14 protein-coding genes are annotated in these 13,851 nt (G+C 61.3%); 7 read left to right on the plus strand and 7 right to left on the minus strand.

Annotation, left to right across the window (positions count from 1 at the left end; all coding sequences use genetic code 11):
* Positions 1-273: 273 nt before the first annotated feature.
* Entirely contained in the window at positions 274-1,266 is a 993-nt protein-coding gene (locus B9Z43_RS09825) for a 2-hydroxyacid dehydrogenase (protein ID WP_108324948.1), read from the minus strand.
* Positions 1,267-1,404: 138 nt separating this feature from the next.
* On the opposite strand from B9Z43_RS09825, the gene B9Z43_RS09830 reads away from it, so the two are divergent.
* Positions 1,405-1,788 carry a cupin domain-containing protein gene (locus B9Z43_RS09830; RefSeq protein WP_108324950.1) on the plus strand — a complete coding sequence of 128 codons (384 nt, stop codon included), beginning with the start codon at positions 1,405-1,407 and terminating at the stop codon, positions 1,786-1,788.
* Positions 1,789-2,103: 315 nt separating this feature from the next.
* Here the strand turns inward: B9Z43_RS09830 and B9Z43_RS09835 are convergent, their stop codons facing one another.
* Complete coding sequence (locus tag B9Z43_RS09835; RefSeq protein WP_108324952.1) at positions 2,104-3,978, minus strand: DEAD/DEAH box helicase; 1,875 nt, start codon at positions 3,976-3,978, stop codon at positions 2,104-2,106.
* A 333-nt stretch (positions 3,979-4,311) separates the two neighbouring features.
* On the opposite strand from B9Z43_RS09835, the gene B9Z43_RS09845 reads away from it, so the two are divergent.
* Positions 4,312-5,319 (plus strand): tripartite tricarboxylate transporter substrate binding protein, encoded by a 1,008-nt coding sequence (locus B9Z43_RS09845; RefSeq protein ID WP_108324956.1) that lies wholly within the window; start codon positions 4,312-4,314, stop codon positions 5,317-5,319.
* Positions 5,320-5,439: 120 nt separating this feature from the next.
* The gene (locus tag B9Z43_RS09850) at positions 5,440-6,591 is read left to right on the plus strand and encodes a 3'-5' exonuclease (RefSeq protein WP_108324958.1); all 1,152 of its coding nucleotides are present in this window, start codon (positions 5,440-5,442) and stop codon (positions 6,589-6,591) included.
* Positions 6,592-6,595: 4 nt separating this feature from the next.
* Here the strand turns inward: B9Z43_RS09850 and pyrE are convergent, their stop codons facing one another.
* Complete coding sequence (gene pyrE, locus B9Z43_RS09855; protein ID WP_108324961.1) at positions 6,596-7,300, minus strand: orotate phosphoribosyltransferase; 705 nt, start codon at positions 7,298-7,300, stop codon at positions 6,596-6,598.
* Between the two features lie 10 nt (positions 7,301-7,310).
* On the opposite strand from pyrE, the gene B9Z43_RS09860 reads away from it, so the two are divergent.
* Complete coding sequence (locus B9Z43_RS09860) at positions 7,311-8,102, plus strand: exodeoxyribonuclease III (protein WP_108325552.1); 792 nt, start codon at positions 7,311-7,313, stop codon at positions 8,100-8,102.
* A gap of 228 nt (positions 8,103-8,330) precedes the next feature.
* Here B9Z43_RS09860 and B9Z43_RS09865 read toward each other — a convergent pair whose 3' ends face one another.
* The 3 genes from B9Z43_RS09865 to B9Z43_RS09875 form a co-directional block, all read right to left on the minus strand.
* Positions 8,331-8,978, minus strand: coding sequence for an SAM-dependent methyltransferase (locus tag B9Z43_RS09865; protein ID WP_233250077.1), 648 nt, complete (start codon positions 8,976-8,978; stop codon positions 8,331-8,333).
* Between the two features lie 310 nt (positions 8,979-9,288).
* Positions 9,289-9,927, minus strand: coding sequence for an MBL fold metallo-hydrolase (locus B9Z43_RS09870; RefSeq protein WP_108324965.1), 639 nt, complete (start codon positions 9,925-9,927; stop codon positions 9,289-9,291).
* 86 nt (positions 9,928-10,013) lie between these two features.
* Complete coding sequence (locus B9Z43_RS09875) at positions 10,014-10,397, minus strand: DUF2237 family protein (protein WP_108324967.1); 384 nt, start codon at positions 10,395-10,397, stop codon at positions 10,014-10,016.
* 50 nt (positions 10,398-10,447) lie between these two features.
* On the opposite strand from B9Z43_RS09875, the gene B9Z43_RS09880 reads away from it, so the two are divergent.
* Entirely contained in the window at positions 10,448-10,672 is a 225-nt protein-coding gene (locus tag B9Z43_RS09880) for a hypothetical protein (protein ID WP_108324970.1), read from the plus strand.
* Between the two features lie 42 nt (positions 10,673-10,714).
* Here B9Z43_RS09880 and B9Z43_RS09885 read toward each other — a convergent pair whose 3' ends face one another.
* Complete coding sequence (locus tag B9Z43_RS09885; RefSeq protein ID WP_108324973.1) at positions 10,715-11,578, minus strand: M48 family metallopeptidase; 864 nt, start codon at positions 11,576-11,578, stop codon at positions 10,715-10,717.
* A gap of 54 nt (positions 11,579-11,632) precedes the next feature.
* On the opposite strand from B9Z43_RS09885, the gene B9Z43_RS09890 reads away from it, so the two are divergent.
* Both B9Z43_RS09890 and B9Z43_RS09895 read left to right on the plus strand, forming a co-directional pair.
* Entirely contained in the window at positions 11,633-12,964 is a 1,332-nt protein-coding gene (locus tag B9Z43_RS09890) for an MFS transporter (protein WP_108324975.1), read from the plus strand.
* A 182-nt stretch (positions 12,965-13,146) separates the two neighbouring features.
* A complete protein-coding gene (locus B9Z43_RS09895; protein WP_108324977.1) occupies positions 13,147-13,848 on the plus strand; it encodes a response regulator in 702 nt (233 codons plus the stop codon).
* Positions 13,849-13,851: the final 3 nt, after the last annotated feature.

Below are 13,851 nucleotides of genomic sequence, written 5' to 3' on the forward strand. Positions count from 1 at the left end.
GACCCCGGGTCAAGCCCGGGGTGACAAAAGAAGTATTTGAAGGCCGCCGACTTGAGCCCCGACATGGGCCTGCGCCGAAGCCACCAACTGCGTGTGCACAAAGACATGGACCCCGGGTCAAGCCCGCGGTGACACAGCACTTTCATTGCGGCTCCGATCCTGGATCCGTGCATCGTTCATCACGTCCGCCTGGCAAAATGTCATCACTGACTGCGCACAAGATGTCATCCCGGGCTTGACCCGGGATCCATGCCTTCCCGGTCCTGTCCAGCTTCAAACGCTGCCCGCCTTCAGCACATTGACCAGATCCTCGCCCCGGCTCAAACGCCCGATGTTGTCGGCCAAAGTTTCCTGACGGCGGCGCACCGTGCCCGAGGTCCAGCCCGACATGTGGGGTGTCATCAACACGTTGTCCAGCGATGCGAAATCAAACTGCGAAGGTGCGCGTTCTGCTTGCGTGGGCGTGGGGTACTGGTACCAGGTGTCGATCACCGCGCCGCCAATCTGGCGGGCCTTCAGGGCTTCGTACAAAGCCTTTTCATCGATCACCGCGCCGCGTCCCACGTTCAGCAGCAGCGCATCGGGGCGCATGGCCGCGATCGCCCGCGCATCGACCAGGCCCTGTGTGTTCTCGGTCAAAGGCAGGCTGACCACCACCGCATCGCAGGTGCCCATGAAATCGTGCAAGCCATCCAGCGTCCAGCTGCGGTCCACCACCGGATGATTGATGGGGCTGCGGTTGGCCACATGCACGCGCATGCCCATGGCCTTGGCGCGTTGGGCCACCGTCTGTGCGATGTGGCCAAAACCCACCAGGCCCAAAGTCTGCGAACCCAACTCGGTGCGCAAAGCCGTGGGGCGACCGGCCCAATAAGTCCAGCGTTGCTGGCGCAAATCGTGGTCGGCCTGCGCCAGTGGCACATGGCGCATCAGCAGCGCGGCGATCACGTACTCGGCGATCGCGTTTTCGTGGCCAAAGCAATTGGCCAGCGTGCAGTGCGCGGGCAAGAGCGCGGTGTTGACCGCATCGGTGCCCGCAGCAGGCGCATGAAACAGTCGGGCCTTGAGCGGCTGGGGCATGTCGGCGTTGAGTTGGATGCCGATCACCACATCGGCAGTTTCGTAATGTGCGCGTTCATCGGCTTGGTCGAGTGCATCGCTCAGGTCCAGCACCTGGTGTTCGGGTGCGATCAGGCTTTCAAAGCCCTGGCGGAAGTTGGCCGCGTTCTGACCGTGGAAGACGATTTTCAAAGCAGAGGTGTTCATGTGTGCTGGTGGAGGTGGTGGCCGCTTTGGGGCATGCGCCAAGCGTGAGGATGAAGGCCCCGACTATGACAGAGGGGCAGATTCAGCCTGTTGACTCGGCGACAATCGGGGCCTCTTCTCTTTGTTGAAACGCAAGCCATGAGCACACTGAAAAAAGTCATCCTCTTCACCGACACCGATGGCCGCGCACGCTTTCGCGACGACAGTATTGACCTCACCGAAGGCACGCCACAAAGCCGCTTGTCGGCCTTGATGTCCAGCGGCGGCTACCAATTGCGTCAAAGCCCGGTGGGTTTTCAAAGCACATTCCACTGCACCGGCGCCACGCAATGGTTGTTCGTGCTCAGCGGTCAGATGGAAATCTTTTTGCAAGACGGCAGCTCGCGTATCTTTGGTCCGGGCGAATTTTTCTATTCGGGCGACACCCTGCCCGAAGGCGCCACCTTTGACCCCACCGTCCACGGCCACTGGAGCCGCCAGGCCGGCCCCGAGCCGCTGGTGACCCTGTTCGTGCGCGACTGAAGTGCAGGTGCGCGGGCCGCTGCACGCACCCCTCATGTCGTCCGCATCTGTACGTCATCGGGACCTGCATGTCATCCCGGGCGAAGACCCGGGATCCATGGTTTTTCGCGGGGTGCATGAACAGCCTGGATACCGGATCAAGTCCGGTATGACAAATTCTGCAAGTCCGGTATGACAAATTTCTCAAGTCCGGTATGGCCAATTTCCTAAGTCCGGCATGTCATCCCGGGCGAAGACCCGGGATCCATGTGTGCATGGGCTGAGAGCCCAAAAAAAAGAGCCCTCATCTGCGGGCTCATTCATGAGGGGTGTCGATCAGCGACCGAAGCCGCCGCGGTTGCCACCGCCGCCGCCGCCAAAGCCACGGCCACCGCCGCCGCCGCCGCCGCCGCCGCCTTTGCCACCACCATTGCCGCCGCCGTAACCACCACCGCCGCCGCCGCCATGGCGACGACCGCTGCTGGCCAGGCTGTCGATGCTGGTGCGTGTCGGGTCAGGTTGACCGCTGGTGCGCACAGGCTTGCGGTTGGGCAAGTCCAGACGCGCAAACTGCGTGGTCTTCAAAGGGTCGATGTGGCGTGGCAACTCGTCATCGTGGTTGCGACGGTCTTGCCCCCCGCCTTGTGGACCACGACCTGGGCCACGGCCTTCAGGACGCGGACCACGTGGTGCTGGACGGCCTTGGCCATCGCCACGGTTGTCAAAACGCGGATCGCCGCGCTGCTCTTGACCGCGACCGCCATCACCGCGACCACCTTCTCGGCGACCGTCGCCTTGGCCTTCAAAACGCGGTGCGCCTTGTGGGCCATTGCGGCGTGAGGGGGCTGGGCCATTGCGTGACGGACGGGGCTGGCCCTGACCTTCAGCGCGTGGCTGACGCTGGCCACCGGAGCTGCCACCGGGGGCTTTGTTGTCGCGGATGCGTTGCATCATGTCCTGGCGTGCGGCCTTGGCGGCTGCAGCCATCACATCGCGGCTTGGGGGCTTGCCTGCGCCGCCCCACAGAGTCTGGCGACCCATGGCGATGGGTTCGGCCACTTCACCGGCTTCGGGGCCATAGCCTTCGAGCAGTTGCACTGGAATCTCTTGCTTGGTGAAGCGCTCGATGTCCATCATGAAGCCTTCTTCGTCCAGGCAGACCAGGCTCACGGCCTCGCCGCTGGCGCCCGCACGGCCTGTGCGGCCAATGCGGTGCACGTAGTCTTCCGACACGTTCGGGATTTCATAGTTCACCACGTGTGGCAAGTCTTCGATGTCGATGCCGCGTGCCGCAATGTCGGTGGCCACCAAAGCGCGGATCTCGCCGCTCTTGAAGCCGGCCAGCGCTTGCGTGCGGGCGGTCTGGCTCTTGTTGCCGTGCAGGGCCATGGCCTTCACGCCATTTTTGGTCAGGAAGTCGGCCACGTTGTTGGCGCCAAACTTGGTGCGTGTGAACACCAGCACCTGGCTCCAGTCGTTCTTCTGGATGATGTGCAGCAGCACGTCTTTTTTCTTGTTGCGGCCCACGGGGTGGATCACTTGCGTGATGCGCTGCACCGTGGTGTTGCTGGGCGTGACCTGGATGCTTTGCGGGTTCTTCAGCAGGTTGTTCGCCAGCTCGCGGATTTCATCGCTGAAGGTGGCCGAGAACAGCAAGCTCTGCTTTTCCTTGGGCACCAGGGCCAGCACCTTCTTCACGTCGTGGATGAAGCCCATGTCGAGCATGCGGTCGGCTTCGTCCAGCACCAAGATTTCGATGGTCGACAGGTCCAGGAAACCCTGGCCTTGCAGGTCGAGCAAACGGCCGGGTGTGGCCACCAGAATGTCCACGCCGCGCTTGACCTTGTTGATCTGCGGGTTCATGCCCACGCCACCAAAAATCACGGTGGAGTCGAGCTTGAGGTATTTGCCGTAGTCGCGCACCGACTCTTCGACCTGAGCGGCCAATTCGCGGGTGGGGGTCAGCACCAAAGCGCGGATGGCTTTGCCACCAAAGCGGTTTTGGCCAGGCTCACTCAGGCTCAGCTTGTGCAGCATGGGCAGGGTGAAGGCGGCCGTTTTGCCGGTGCCGGTTTGTGCACCGGCCAACAGGTCTTGACCTGCGAGCACGGCCGGAATGGCTTGTGCCTGAATGGGGGTGGGTGTTTCGTAGCCGAGCTCGCGCACAGCTTGCATGATGGCCGGAGCCAAATTCAATTCTTCAAAGTTCATTTTTCACAGAGCGCCATGTCCGGCGCAGGTATCGGCTCATTCAACTGCGTTTGGCAGTTACCAGTGTTGGCCGATAAGTCTTAAGGTGGGCATGGAAACCGCAGGCGCTTGTTTTGAGCGTTGCCTGGGTCAGGCCCCAGCAGAAGTGCTGATGTTGCGGCAACTGGAGGCTGCAACGGCGTCCATTGTCGCACAAAGCTTGACGGACTGTATGCAGGCCTTGGATCTGCGTTTGAAGCCTGGGCCAGCGCGTGGGGGCCATGGGTTGAAACCCCAATTCAAAACCGCACGGGCCGCACCTAGACTGCAAGGCATTCACCACCGCAAGCAACCATGACCCACACCACACGCACAGACCGCCGCCACCTTCTTCAGACCGCAGCTTTGGCTGTCAGCATCGTTGCGGCCAGCAGCGCTGTGGGCACTGCCTGGGCCCAGGCCGCCAAGTGGCCCAGCAAGCCCATCCGCATCGTGGTGGCCTTTCCCCCCGGTGGCCTGACCGATGCCTACGCCCGCAACTACGGCGAATACCTGTCCACCAAGCTGGGCGTGCCGGTGGTCATTGACAACAAACCCGGGGCAGGCGCCATCATCGGCATCGATGCAGCCGCCAAAGCGCCAGCGGACGGCTACACCTTTGTCATGAGCACATCGGGCACCTTCTGGCAAAACCGCATTCTTTACTCCAAGCTGCCCTACAACCTCGACAAGGATTTGACGCCTGTGACCGTCTTCCCGTCTGGTCCGCTGGTGGTGGGCATCCACGACAAGATCCCCGCCAAGAACATGGCCGAGTTTGTGGCCTGGGCCAAAAAGAACCCCACCTCCATGGGCACTTACGCGCCAGGCTCTTACCCGCACATGGTGGCCGACCAGACCAACCGCCAACAGGGCACGCAGATCCAGTCGGTGCACTACAAGGGCGAGGCCGCCATGTGGCTGGACGTGGCTTCGGGCCAATCGCAAATTGCCGTCGGCAGCTTTCAGGCCTTCAACGCCATGGCCTCGCGCGGCGTGCGTGCCATCGGCGTGACCGGCAGCTACCGCTCGCCCAAGCTGCCCGATGTGCCCACCTTGACCGAGCAGGGCAACACCGACAAGCTGGTGACGCTGGAAGGCGGCTTGCCCTTGGTGGCCCCTGCAGGCACGCCCGAGGCGGTGCTCAAACGCATGGCCGACGAAGCCGTGGCCTGGTCCAACACCGACAAAGCCGCCAAGCTGCGCGAAACCTTCGCCATTCCCAACAAGCCCAAAAACCTGGCCGACACCCGCAAGGACTGGGAGGGCGAAGTGCCCGTCTGGATCAAGCTGGCGGTGGACCTGGGCATCAAGCTGGACTGAGTTGGGACGTTACACCTGTCGGGGCTGAAGCCGCCGACCTGCCAGGCCAGTTTGTGGTTTTGCGCAGGTCGGTGGCTTCAGCCCTGACTTGTCTTTGGCGTTGCGGTTTAATCTCGGCTTATGAGCAAAACAGACCAGATGAGTTTTTTCGGCTTTGAGGCCGAGCCAGCACCGGCCCCGGCCAAATCCGTCAAAGCCAAGACCGGCAGGACCGCCGTGCCAACGGTCAAATTGCCTGATTTGACGTTGTCTGAATTGACACAGCCAGCCCCAGCGGTGGTCAGTCTAAGCCCAGCCGCACACGCTCTGCCAGAGGCCTTGACCGCACATGCCCCGCCAGTGTTGCCGGCACACGGCGCACCCGAGCAGGCCTCTGATGTCGAAGCCATGGCGCAGACCTTGTCGCAGCACCCCGACTTTCGCGTTCTGCGCCGCTTGCAGCCGCGCACCGACTATGGCCCGCTGAATGGCCAAACAACACGGCGCGTCATCGTGCTCGACACCGAAACCACTGGCCTCGATGCGCGCAACGAAAAAGTGATCGAGCTGGCCATGCTGTCCGTGCTGGTGGACAGCGCCACCGGTCAGCCCGTTGGCCCGGTAACCCTCTACGAATCGTTCGAAGACCCCGGCAAACCCATCCCGCCGCAAATCACCGAGATCACCGGCATCGACGACAGCATGGTCCAAGGCCAGCGCATCGATGACGCGGCGGTCACCGCCCTGGTCGATCAAGCCGACCTGATCGTGGCGCACAACGCCGGTTTTGACCGCCCCTTTGTCGAAGTCCGCTGGCCCGTCTTTGCGCGCAAAGCCTGGAACTGCTCCTTTGCCGGCATCGACTGGAAGAAAGAAGGCAGCGGCTCGGCCAAGCTCGAATTTTTGGCCTCCGAGCGCGGCTGGTTCTACGACGCGCACCGCGCCCAAGTCGACTGTCACGCGCTTTTGCAAGTTTTGTCATCGCCCTTGGCCGATGGCCAGACCGGCTTGTCACGTTTGCTGAATGGGGCAGGGCAGACCCGCTACAAACTGCGGGCCACCGGTGCACCGTTTGAAGCCAAAGACAAACTCAAGTCACGCGGCTACCGCTGGGACGGCGAAGGCCGCGTCTGGTGGTGCAGCCTGGCCTCTGACGACTTGCTGGCCTTCGAATGCACCTGGCTGCGCGCCGAGGTGTATGGCCAGCGCAGCGCCCGCGTGCAACTGGAGGCCATGGACAGCTTGGTCCAGTTCTCCAGCCGCGCAGGCCTTGTGACCGAGCGAGCCGTCTGAGCGCTCAAACGCCGTAGCGGTCGCGGTAGGCCTGCACTTTGGGCAGGTGTTGACCCATTTCGTTGCCGCCCTGCGCTGACAAATAGGCCAGCAAGTCCGACAACTGGGCGATGCAGCACACGCCCATGCCCAAGGTATTGCGCACGTATTGCACGGCGCTGTGGGGCACGTCTTGCACCGAGCCATCGGCCTGTTTTTCGGTGGCCATTTCCTGGCGGTCCAGGGCAATCGCCATGGCGTGGGGGGTGGCGCCTGCGGCTTTGATCAGGGCAATCGATTCGCGGGCGGCGGTGCCCGCGCTCATGACGTCGTCCACGATCAGCACGCGGCCTTTGAGTGGGGCGCCGACCAGGGAGCCGCCTTCGCCGTGGTCTTTGGCTTCCTTGCGGTTGTAGGCAAAGGGCACGTTTTTGCCCAGACGGGCCAGCTCGATGGCCACGGCCGCGCCCAGCGGGATGCCTTTGTAAGCAGGGCCAAAGATCATGTCGAACTCGATGCCGCTGGCCAGCAGGGCTTTTGCATAAAATTGCGCGAGTCGGCTGAGCTTGGCGCCATCGTCAAACAGACCGGCGTTGAAGAAGTAAGGGCTCATGCGGCCCGCTTTGGTTTTGAATTCACCAAAGCGCAGCACGCCCGATTCGATTGCAAACTGCACAAATTCTTGAGCGAGCGCCTGTGTGTCGGCGCTGCTTGCCTGTCCTGTCACCATGGGGAAATCCTTGTTCAAAATCACCAGCCTCAACCTCAACGGCATCCGTTCGGCCACGACCAAAGGGGTCGAAGCCTGGCTGGCGCAAGAGAACCCCGATTGTATTTGCGTGCAAGAGGTCAAAGCCCAGGCTCCCGATGTGGCGGGCAAGTTTGAAGAATTGGCCGGATTGAAGGGCCATTTCCACTTTGCCCAGAAAAAGGGCTATTCCGGCGTGGGCGTGTACACCCGCCACGAGCCCAGCGATGTGGTGATCGGTTTTGACGGCGATGAGTTCGATGCCGAGGGCCGCTACGCCGAAGTGCGCTTTGACACGCCCAGCCGCAAGCTGTCTGTCATCAGCGTGTACTTTCCCAGCGGTTCGTCCGGCCCCGAGCGGCAAGAAGCCAAGTTCCGCTTTCTGGACAAGATGTACCCGCACCTGATGGCACTCAAGGCCGAGCGCGATTTTGTGGTCTGCAGCGACGTGAACATCGCCCACCAGCAAGCCGACTTGAAGAACTGGAAGGGCAACCTCAAGAACAGCGGCTTCTTGCCCGAAGAGCGCAATTGGATGACCAAGCTGACCACCGAAGGCGGTGTGGTGGACGTGTACCGACGCCTCAAGCCCGAGACCACCGACGATTGCTACACCTGGTGGAGCAACCGCGGCCAAGCCTATGCCAAGAACGTGGGCTGGCGCCTCGACTACCACTTGGCCACGCCTGCGGTGGCCGAGAAGGCCCGCACCGAGCACATATACAAAGGCGAAAAGTTTTCAGACCACGCGCCGATCACGATTGGCTACGACCTGAGCTTGTGAGGAGGAGCCGGCGCAAGAATTGCGCTGCGCGGTGGCTCAATATGTGTGTTTTGTCAGTGCTCAATAAGTGCGCTGCGTGGTGGCTCAAGCATAGACCCCGGATCAAGTCCGAGGTGACAACCCTGAAATGTCATCCCACTGTCATCCCGATCTCCACAGTCATCCCGGGCGTGACCCGGGAACCATCCCCACCGTTGTCATCCCGGGCTTGCCCCGGGATCCATGTCTTCATCGTGTGTAAGTCAGCATGCGCCCTTTATAAGCATCCACACCCTTGTCCGCTGCCTGGTCCAGCACCTGTTCGTGCATGGCAAAGCCCACCCTTGCCATGTGCTTGTGAAACGCGGCGCGGTTGCCCCGGTTGGGGTCGACCACCCATATCTCGGATCGGACGGCGGCGTGTTCGTCGATGAACTGCGCCAGTGTCCCCTCGTCGTCACGCTCGTACAGGATGTCGCTGCCTACGATCAGGTCGAACAGACCCGTCAAGGCGGCATCGTGTGCTTGCGTGAGGACCGGCATACCGTCGTCGCGAACAGCGGCGGTGCCCCACAAGCCGTGGCGGTATTCGATCGGCCCCAAGTTGTTCAGGCGGGTGTTGTTGTCAAGAAATGCATGGGTCAGCGGATGGCAGTCGCTGGCCGTGATGTTGGCGCCGCGCCGATGCGCCACCAAACTCGTCAGGCCCAGGCCGCAGCCAATTTCCAGAATGCGTTCGCCTGTGACCGTGCGCAGCGCCATGCGCTCAGCCATGCGCGATCCGGAGGGCCAGAGCAAGCCAAACAGGGGCCAAGTGGCGGATGAAATGCCCAGGTTGAGCGCCTCATCCAGCGGGTCATGGAATTGGTTTTTGTCGAGCAGCGAGCGGATGATCAAGTCATCTGCACCTGCGACGGGGATGCTTTGTTGTTTGGTCAGGTAGCCGGGTTGTGTGGCGTTCAGAAGCGCAATCGTGACAGCGCACGGACGAAACTCAAGGGGCGCTGGGTTGGCTTGACTGTACGCTTTTTAAAGTCCGAGACATGGATCCCGGGTCAAGCCTGGGATGACAGTGGTGGGGGCGATCCCGGGTCAAGCCTGGGATGACAGTGGTGGGGGCGATCCCGGGTCAAGCCCGGGATGGTTGTGGGGTGAGGACTTTGTCATCCCGGCCTTCGAGCCGGGATCCATGCCCGCATCACATGCTTCAGGTGCCGCGCACGTAAGGGTTGCTTTTGCGCTCGCGCCCGAATGTGCTTTCTGGTCCATGCCCTGGAATGAACACCGTGTCATCGCCCATGGGCCACAGGCGCTGGGTGATGCTGTTGATCAGGTCTTCGTGGTTGCCTTGCGGGAAGTCGGTGCGACCGATGCTGCCGGCAAACAGCACATCGCCCACAAAGGCGCGCTGGATGTCTGGCGAATAAAACACCACATGGCCAGGCGTGTGGCCAGGGCAGTGGCGCACTTGCAGTGTGTGGCTGCCCAGTGTCACGGTGTCGCCGTCAGCAAGCCAGCGGGTGGGCTTGAACGCGCGAGCAGGCGGGAAGCCATACATGGACGCAGCCTGTGTGAGGCCTTCGATCCAGAACTGGTCACCCGGGTGCGGGCCGATGATGGGCAGCTGCAATTGCTCGGCCAGATCGGCTGTGCCTGCCGCATGGTCCACGTGGCCGTGGGTGATCCAGATTTGTTCGAGCTTGAGGTTCAGTTGTTTGACGGCCCCCAGCAACACATGCAGATCGCCACCCGGATCGATGACCGCAGCCTGGCGCGTCTGGTCGTCCCAGATCAAGGAGCAGTTTTGCTGGAAGGGCGTGACGGGGATGGTTTGGTATTGCAGCATGCATCAATTATCTGGTGTTTGATCGCAAAGTGGGTGATTCCAGTGCAGGCGTAAACGGTAAATGAGCGTCATGTGCCGGCGGTGTGTCATCGTTCATCTCGCGTTCCGTAGGCACACGACTGCAATTGGTGCAAGGTCAGGAAATCCAGGGCGCGCGCATGTGTTGACTCCAAAACGACCGGAGGCGCAACGCCAGCGTTCAAGGCCTCTTTCCAGCGCAAAGCACACAGGCACCAGCGATCACCATCTTTCAAACCGGCGAACCTGAATTCGGGACGGGGTGTGATGAGGTCGTTGCCTCGGCTCAGCGAGAAATCCAAAAACGCTTGGGTGACTTTGGCACACACAACGTGGCTGCCTTGGTCGTGCTCGTCGGTGTGGCAGCAACCGTCCCTGAAGTAGCCCGTTAATGGATCATAGGAGCAAGGAATCAGGGCGGTGCCCAAAACGTTCAAGGCGGTGTGGTGCATGTGGCTTTTCTTTGGCTGTGCCCCAACAAAGAACGGAGCTGAGACAATGGATGTTATCCGACGCTGCACAAGCGGCGCTGATGAAAAAGGAGTGGTACATGACCCAAGATGAGAGATGCTGTGGCACGGGCACGTGCATCATCAATGAGGATGGCTATTGCTGGTGCGGTCAGCGCTGGGATGGCGAGAAAATGTGTTTTCCCAAAAATGGGACTGAACCGAACAACACCCTTGACCGCGAGAATGGCGCGATCGACGCCCAAGACCAAGGCTGAGGCTCGCAGACGCAGACCGCTGATCTTGGCGCCGACGGTTGATCAGCGTTGCGCAGCCTGTTCGTACAGGTGCTGCACTTTGGGCAGGTTGGCTTCGAGCTCTTGGATGCGGTTAGCGCCGCTGGGGTGGGTGGACAAGAAAGAGGCGTTGTTGTTGCCGCCGGACGCGGCTTGCATCTTCTTCCACAGCGCAACGCTGGCTTCGGGACGGAAGCCTGCGCGCACAGCGATCTCCAAACCCACCAAGTCGGCTTCGGTTTCATCGTCGCGGCTGTATTTGAGGCTCAGCAGTTGCGTGCCCATATTGGCCGCTGCATCGCCCAGCGCACCCAAGCCCAGCAATTGCGAGGCAATCGACAGGCCAACGCCGGTGACTTTGCTTTTGGCCATGCGTTCGCGGGCATGCTCGCGCAGGGCGTGGGCCATTTCGTGGCCCATGATCATGGCGGCTTCGTCGTCGCTCAAATGCAGTTGGTCCAGGATGCCTGTGTAGAACGCGATCTTGCCGCCGGGCATGCACCAGGCGTTGAGCTGCTTGCTGCCGATCAGGTTGACTTGCCACTTCCACTCGCGGGCTCGTGAATTCCATTGCGCGGTGTGTGGGATGAGTCGTTTGGCAATCTCATGCAGGCGTTGCAGTTGGGGGTGGCCATCGGGTGCCAATGCACCTTTGGAGCGCGCATCGGCCAGCACCTGGCTGTACTGCTGACGAGCCGAGTTTTCAAGGGTTTCGGCGGGCACCAGGTTGCGCATGCTGGAGGCCGAGCCGACGTCGACTTGTGCCAAGGCCGAGCCTGCGGCCGTGGCACCTGCAGCCAACAAGAAACCCCTGCGCGCGTTCCAGCGGTGTCCGCCAGAAGTTGCCAAAGAGGATGAGGGGGTTTTGAGGTCGCAGAGCCAGCACATAGAGGCTGATCATAACCAAGAAGTTGTCATTTTGCATGGCCTGATAATCGAGCCATGATTGAAAACACCAGCCCTCCTGAAGCGTCTGCACGCACTTGGCGTGAGTCGCTGCGTTTGTATTTGCAACCGGCCAGTTTGCGCATGCTGTTGTTGGGGTTTTCGGCGGGCTTGCCGCTGTTGCTGGTGCTGGGCACCTTGAGCTTTCGCCTGCGTGAGGCGGGCATTGACCGCAGCACGATCGGCTATTTGAGTTGGGTGGGTTTGGCCTACGGTGTCAAATGGATGTGGGCCCCTTTGGTGGACCGTTTGCCGATCCCGTGGCTGACGGCGCGCTTGGGTCGTCGCCGCAGTTGGTTGCTGCTGTCGCAGGCGGTCATCATGGTGGGCTTGGTGGGCATGGCTTTGAATGACCCGTCGCAGGTGCTGGGCCCATTGGTGGCCTGTGCTTTGGCGGTGGCGTTTGCATCGGCCACGCAAGACATCGCGCTGGACGCGTACCGCATCGAGTCGGCCGAAGTGAACGCGCAAGCGGCGCTGGCCGCCACGTACCAAACGGGGTATCGCCTGGCCATGATCTGGGCTGGTGCCGGGGTGCTGTGGATTGCCGCACGTGCGCAAGGCGCAGAGACCACGGGCTACGCACAGGCCGCTTGGCAAACCGCTTATTTGGTGATGGCGTTCAGTTTGTTGCCAGGCATGTTGATGGTGTTGGGCTCGCCCGAGCCCGTGCCCGCTGCGATGAAGCCTGCCCGCAATGTGGCCGAGTGGGTGCAGGGTGCGCTGGTCGATCCGTTTGCCGATTTCTGGCGCCGCTACCGCTGGCAGGCGGTGTTGGTGCTGGCGCTGATCGCGGTGTACCGCATCAGCGATGTGGTCATGGGCATCATGGCCAACCCGTTTTATGTGGACATGGGTTTCACCAAGGACGAAGTGGCGGCGGTGACCAAGGTCTATGGCGTGGTGATGACTTTGCTGGGGGCGTTCATTGGCGGCGTGTTGTCGGCCCGTTGGGGCGTGATGCGCATCCTGATGCTGGGCGCCATCTTGAGCGCAGCGAGCAATATGCTGTTTGCCTGGCTCAGCGGTGTCGGCCACGATGTAACGGCGCTGATTTGGGTGGTGTCTGCCGATAACTTGGCCAGCGGCATCGCCTCGGCTGCGTTCATCGCCTATTTGTCTTCGCTGACCAACATCAGTTATTCAGCCACGCAGTATGCGCTGCTCAGTTCGATGATGTTGTTGTTGCCCAAGTTCATCGCGGGGTTCTCGGGGGACTTTGTGAACGCCTACGGCTACGCGTATTTCTTTCAGGTGACGGCTTGGTTGGGTGTGCCGGTGTTGCTGTTGGTGGCGTTGGCCTCAAGGGTGCATGCGCGCAGTGAATGAGTACCTTGCCCTAAGCATGCATGGATCCCGGCTCAAGGCCGGGATGACTTAGCAGAACTGTCACCCCGGACTTGATCCGGGGTCCATCTCCACCATCTTCGCAGCGCGCGCAAACCCGATAGATTTACCCAGCTTTACACAAGCGATACGCCCGGCACTGGCTCAAAGAGGATGATGCATTCATGCAACAACTATTGATGATTGAAGACGATGTCCGCTTGGCGGGCATGGTGTCGCAATACCTGGGTGCTTCAGGTTTTGAGGTGAGTCACGCGCCCGATGCCCAGACGGGTTTGTCACGGCTGCAATCTGCGGGTGTGGACCTGGTGATCCTGGATCTGATGCTGCCCGACATGGACGGTTTGCAAGTGTGTCAGCGCATCCGGTCCTTGCCTGGTGCGCTCGGTCAGGTGCCGGTGCTCATGCTCACGGCCAAAGGCGACCCGATGGACCGCATCATTGGCCTGGAGATGGGGGCTGATGACTACTTGCCCAAACCCTTTGAGCCGCGCGAGTTGCTGGCCCGCATCAAAGCCATCTTGCGGCGCAAAGGCACAGACACGGCGACCAGTGCGCAGGCGATGCAGTTTGGTTCTTTGGAAATTGACCGCGATGCACGACGCGTCTCTGTCAAGGGACAAGCGTGTGATTTGACCTCGTACCAGTTTGATCTGCTGGTGGCGCTGGCCGAACGCGCAGGTCGCGTGCTGACGCGCGACCAGATCATGGAAGCGGTGCGCGGGCGTGAGCTGGAAGCGTTTGACCGCTCCATCGATGTGCACATGGGGCGCATCCGCGCAGCCATTGAGGCCGACCCGAAAGCACCGCAACGCATCTTGACGGTGCGCGGCGTGGGCTATGTGTTTGCGCGCCAGCAGGACTGAGTG

The sequence above is a fragment of the Limnohabitans sp. MMS-10A-192 genome, from assembly GCF_003063335.1.
Lineage (GTDB): Bacteria > Pseudomonadota > Gammaproteobacteria > Burkholderiales > Burkholderiaceae_C > Limnohabitans_A.

Coding starts and splice junctions, on each gene's coding strand:
- B9Z43_RS09825 (WP_108324948.1), bottom strand. CDS start 1,266: ATGAACACCTCTGCTTTGAAAATCGTCTTCCACGGTCAGAACGCGGCC.
- B9Z43_RS09830 (WP_108324950.1), top strand. CDS start 1,405: ATGAGCACACTGAAAAAAGTCATCCTCTTCACCGACACCGATGGCCGC.
- B9Z43_RS09835 (WP_108324952.1), bottom strand. CDS start 3,978: ATGAACTTTGAAGAATTGAATTTGGCTCCGGCCATCATGCAAGCTGTG.
- B9Z43_RS09845 (WP_108324956.1), top strand. CDS start 4,312: ATGACCCACACCACACGCACAGACCGCCGCCACCTTCTTCAGACCGCA.
- B9Z43_RS09850 (WP_108324958.1), top strand. CDS start 5,440: ATGAGCAAAACAGACCAGATGAGTTTTTTCGGCTTTGAGGCCGAGCCA.
- pyrE (WP_108324961.1), bottom strand. CDS start 7,300: ATGGTGACAGGACAGGCAAGCAGCGCCGACACACAGGCGCTCGCTCAA.
- B9Z43_RS09870 (WP_108324965.1), bottom strand. CDS start 9,927: ATGCTGCAATACCAAACCATCCCCGTCACGCCCTTCCAGCAAAACTGC.
- B9Z43_RS09875 (WP_108324967.1), bottom strand. CDS start 10,397: ATGCACCACACCGCCTTGAACGTTTTGGGCACCGCCCTGATTCCTTGC.
- B9Z43_RS09880 (WP_108324970.1), top strand. CDS start 10,448: ATGTTATCCGACGCTGCACAAGCGGCGCTGATGAAAAAGGAGTGGTAC.
- B9Z43_RS09885 (WP_108324973.1), bottom strand. CDS start 11,578: ATGTGCTGGCTCTGCGACCTCAAAACCCCCTCATCCTCTTTGGCAACT.
- B9Z43_RS09890 (WP_108324975.1), top strand. CDS start 11,633: ATGATTGAAAACACCAGCCCTCCTGAAGCGTCTGCACGCACTTGGCGT.
- B9Z43_RS09895 (WP_108324977.1), top strand. CDS start 13,147: ATGCAACAACTATTGATGATTGAAGACGATGTCCGCTTGGCGGGCATG.